Origin of the sequence: Micrococcus sp. ACRRV (assembly GCF_022346985.1) — a bacterium.
Classification (GTDB): Bacteria; Actinomycetota; Actinomycetes; order Actinomycetales; family Micrococcaceae; genus Micrococcus; species Micrococcus porci.
Genome location: NZ_JAKRNH010000149.1, coordinates 1 through 4,393, shown reverse-complemented (window position 1 = coordinate 4,393; position 4,393 = coordinate 1). Strand labels below are relative to the sequence as shown.

General features: G+C 74.7%; 3 protein-coding genes. All 3 read right to left on the bottom strand.

Annotation, left to right across the window (positions count from 1 at the left end):
• Window positions 1-19: 19 nt before the first annotated feature.
• On the bottom strand, window positions 20-2,431 hold the full coding sequence (gene ligA / locus MHY29_RS11380; RefSeq protein WP_239241303.1) for an NAD-dependent DNA ligase LigA: 2,412 nt from the start codon (window positions 2,429-2,431) through the stop codon (window positions 20-22).
• Between the two features lie 47 nt (window positions 2,432-2,478).
• A complete protein-coding gene (locus MHY29_RS11375; protein WP_239241301.1) occupies window positions 2,479-3,267 on the bottom strand; it encodes a PP2C family serine/threonine-protein phosphatase in 789 nt (262 codons plus the stop codon).
• An 11-nt stretch (window positions 3,268-3,278) separates the two neighbouring features.
• Window positions 3,279-4,393: adenylate/guanylate cyclase domain-containing protein (locus MHY29_RS11370; protein ID WP_370643527.1), on the bottom strand; the 1,115-nt coding region annotated here is incomplete at its 5' end.

Genomic DNA, 4,393 nt, shown 5'->3' with positions numbered 1-4,393 from the left:
GGGCGGGCGGGGGCGGCGCTCATGCCTCCTCCCCCTCGGCCGCGGCATCGACGGTCTCGGCGTCGGCGTCCTCCGAGGGGAATGCCGCGGGGCCCTCCGCGAGCAGCCGCACGAATCCGGCCTCGTCCAGCACGGGCACGCCGAGCTGCTCGGCCTTCTCCAGCTTGGATCCGGCGGCCTCCCCGGCCACCAGGAAGTGCGTCTTCTTGGAGACGGAACCGGAGGCCTTGCCGCCGCGCACGAGGATCGCCTCCTTGGCGGAGTCCCGGGAGAAGCCCTCCAGGGAGCCGGTGACGACCACCGTCACCCCCTCCAGGGTGCGGGGCGTGTCGGCGTCCTGCTCGTCCTCCATGACGACGCCGGCCGCCGCCCAGCGGTCCACGATCTCGCGGTGCCAGTCCTGGGCGAACCACTCGATGAGGGCGTCCGCGATGATCGGGCCCACGCCGTCGATCTCCGCCAGCCGGTCCCGCTCCCCGGCCTCGGCCGCCGCCCGCAGGGCCGTCATGGAGCCGAAGGCCGTGGCCAGCGAGCGCGCCGCCGCCGGGCCCACGTGACGGATGGAGAGGCCCACGAGAACCCGCCACAGCGGGGCGGTCTTGGCCTTCTCGAGCTCGTCGAACAGGCGGAGGGTGTTGGCGGTGGGCGCCGCCGGCTTCTTCGCGGTGCCCGCCGTGAAGAAGTACGGCTTCAGGGAGAACACGCCGGACGGGACCATCCTCCCGTCCACCTTCGTCCGGCCCTCTCGCCAGACGCGCACGTCGCCGAGCGAGCGCTGCAGGTCCGTGAGGCCGTCCTCGCCGCGGGGGCCGGTGACCTCCTCCGGGGTGCCGGAGGCGAGGTCGAACAGCTGGGCCTCCGCGGTGATCGGCCCGGCGCCCTCGGGCAGCACCATGCCCTCGTGCTCGGCCGGGTCCGGGCCGTGGCCGATGACCAGCCAGCGGGCGGCCTCCTCGCCCAGGGCCTCGACGTCGAACGCGCCGCGGCCGGCCAGGTGCTCCACGCGTCCGGCAACCTGGGCGGGGCAGCTGCGGGCGTTGGGGCAGCGCAGGTCCACATCGCCCTCCTTGGCGGGGGCGAGCGGAGTGCCACAGGACGGGCAGTCGGCGGGCATGACGAACTCGCGCAGGTCCTCCCCCTGGGCCAGCAGCCGCTCGCGCACGGGCAGCACGGGTCCCACGACCTCCGGGATGACGTCGCCGGCCTTGCGCAGGACCACCATGTCCCCGATCAGCACGCCCTTGGCCTTGACGACGTCCTGGTTGTGGAGGGTCGCCATGGACACGGTGGAGCCGGCCACCTGCGCGGGCTCCATCACGGCGAAGGGGGTGACCCGGCCGGTGCGGCCCACGTTGACCGCGATGTCCAGCAGACGGGTGTGCACCTCCTCGGGCGGGTACTTGTAGGCGGCGGCCCAGCGCGGCACGCGCGAGGTGTGCCCCAGGTACCGCTGGTCCGCGAACGCGTCGGCCTTCAGCACGATCCCGTCGATCTCGTGCACCAGCTCGTGACGACGCCGGCCGTACTCCTCGATCACGTCCACCACGCGGGTCAGGGCGGCCTCGTCCGCGCCCTCGACCACGCGCGTGTAGGGGCTGACCGGCAGGCCCCAGCCCGCCAACATCCCGTAGACCTCCTCCTGGCCGTCCGCGCCGAACGCCTCCACGGTGCCGATGCCGTGCACGAACATGCTCAGCGGCCGCTGGGCTGTGACCGCCGGGTCCTTCTGGCGCAGCGCGCCCGCGGCGGCGTTGCGCGGGTTGGCGAAAGGCGCCTGCCCCTCCTCTGCGCGGCGCTCGTTGAGCTCGGCGAAGGCGCGCGACGGCATGAAGACCTCGCCGCGCACCTCGAACTCCTCGGGCCAGCCCTCCCCGGTCAGCGTCTGGGGCACGTCGGCGATGGTCATGACGTTGCGGGTCACGTCCTCGCCCGTGACGCCGTCGCCGCGCGTGGCCGCCTGGACGAGCCGCCCGCGCCGGTAGCGCAGGGCCACGGCCAGGCCGTCGATCTTGACCTCCACGAGCCAGCGCGGCGCCCGCCCCGGGCGGACCTCCGCGAGCGACCCGGCCGCCCGGAGGAACCAGGTCTCCAGCTCCTCGAGGGAGAAGAGGTCCTCGAGGGAGTACATGCGGGAGCCGTGGCGCACGGGCGCGAACGCCTCCGAGGCCTCACCGCCGACCTCCTGGGTGGGCGAGTCGTTGGACGCCAGCTCGGGGTGCAGGGCCTCGAGGTCCTCGAGGGCGCGGTAGAGGCGGTCGTACTCGGCGTCCGAGATCTCCGGGGCGTCGTCCTGGTAGTAGGCGGTGCGCGCGGCACGGATCCGCTCCACGAGCTCGGCGTGCTGCTCGCGGAGGTCCCGCTCGGGGACCTGGTCCGGGGTCGGCTCGAGGCCGCCGTGCTCGGGCTCGCGGGGGGTCTGTGCGGTGCTCACCGGGCCAGCCTAGCGGCGGGCCCGGACGCCGCACGGGCGTCGCCGGCTCAGGGGATGCGGACCAGAACGGCGGTGATGTTGTCCCGGCCGCCCCGCCAGAGCGCGGCCTCGACGAGGCGCTCGGCCGCCTCGTCCAGGGTGGCGGCGTCGTCCATGATCGCGAGGATCTCGTCGTCGAGCAGCTCGCCGGTGAGGCCGTCGCTGCACAGCAGGAAGCGGTCGCCGGGGGCCACGTCCAGTTCCATCACGTCCACGGTCAGGGCCTGCGTGGAGCCCAGGGCGCGGGTGATGACGTTGCGCCGCGGATGCACACGCGCCTCCGCGGGGGTGAGATCGCCGGCGTCGACCATCAGCTGCACGGCGGAGTGGTCCACCGTGACCTGCTGGAGCACGCCGGCCCCCACGGGGCGCAGGTAGATGCGGGAGTCGCCCACGTTGGCCACGGCCCAGCGCCCGGCCTCCGTGTCCAGGCAGGCCAGCACGGTGAGGGTGGTGCCGGCGCGCCCGCCCCCGGCCGCGAGCACGGCCGCGTTCGCCTCGTGGACCAGCGCGCCGAGCTCCTGCGGGGTGTGGGCCACACCCGGGGCCAGCACGGACGGCGCCCGGCGGTGCAGCTCCGCCACGGCCGCCGCGGAGGCCACCTCGCCGGCCTCGTGGCCGCCCATGCCGTCCGCCACGGCGGCCAGCAGCAGGGGGTCCCCGACGACCGCCCACGAGTCCTCGTTCAGCTCGCGCACCGCGCCCACGTGGGTCACGGCCACCGCCTCCGGGCGGGGGACGGAGGCCCATGCGCCGGGTTCGGCGGGGGCGGCGTCGGCGGCGTGCGGCTCGCTCATGGGTCCTCGGTTCAGTCGGCGATCAGGGGCTGCGCCGCGCCGTTCATGAGCAGGGAGGGTCGGACCTCGCCGAAGCCCCGCACGATCCTGGGCGGCTGCGGGACGAGCACGAAGCGCTCGTCCCGGGAGAGGGCGGCGGCGGTCATGGCGTCCACCAGCACGGTACCCGGGTCGGCCAGCGACGTCAGCCGCGAGGCGAGGTTCACCGTGGGCCCGTAGATGTCGCCCAGGCGTGACAGGACGCGCCCCCAGGCCAGGGACACGCGGGCGGCGGGCAGCTGGTCGTCGTCGGCCATGGCCTCGGCCAGCGCGAGGGCGATGGTGGCGCCGGCCTCCGGCGTCTCGGCGTTGAAGAGGACCTCGTCGCCGATGGTCTTCACCAGCCACCCGCCGCCGGCGGCGATGATCTCCGCCGCCTTGGACTCGAAGCGCTGCACGGTGCGGGCCAGGGTCCGCTCGCCCATCGTCCGGGAGAGCGTGGTGTAGGAGACCATGTCCGCGAACCCGACGGCACGGGCCAGCGGCAGCGGGGCGTCGTCCTCGGAGCCGTCCCGGCCCCGCTCGGAGGCGGCCAGGCCGGCCTCCACACGCACGGTGAGGCGCTGCACGGCGTTGGTCAGCTGCCGCCGGTAGACGATCCGCATGACCTTCTCCAGCGGCTCGACCAGCCCCGGCAGCATCTCGACGGCGGCGCGTCGGGCCTCCGGGTCCGTCTTGCCCTCGGCGGCGATCTGGTCCTCCACGAGGGCCTCGATCTGCCAGACCACCATGCGGTCCGTCATCTGCCCCACCGACCGGGCCAGGGAGATCGCGGTGTCCTCATTGAGCGTCCCGTCCCGCACCAGGGAGAGGACCTGCTCGAACGCGTCGATGTCCTCTGCGGAGAACACCTTCTCCTCGTCCTTCACGGTCGGGTAGCCCAGGGCCCGCCAGATCTTGCGGGCGGACACCGAGGAGATCCCCAGGCGCTGCGCGGCCTCGCGACGCGAGTACGAGCGGGGCCGGTCGAGCAGCCCGGCGTCGAGGGTGCGGATCGCGCTCGTCCAGCCGTGGTGGAGGGCGTCGGACTCCCGGCGCCCGACCGCGGGGTCGGCGGCGCCGGCGGGGGCCTGCACCGGCAGGGGGG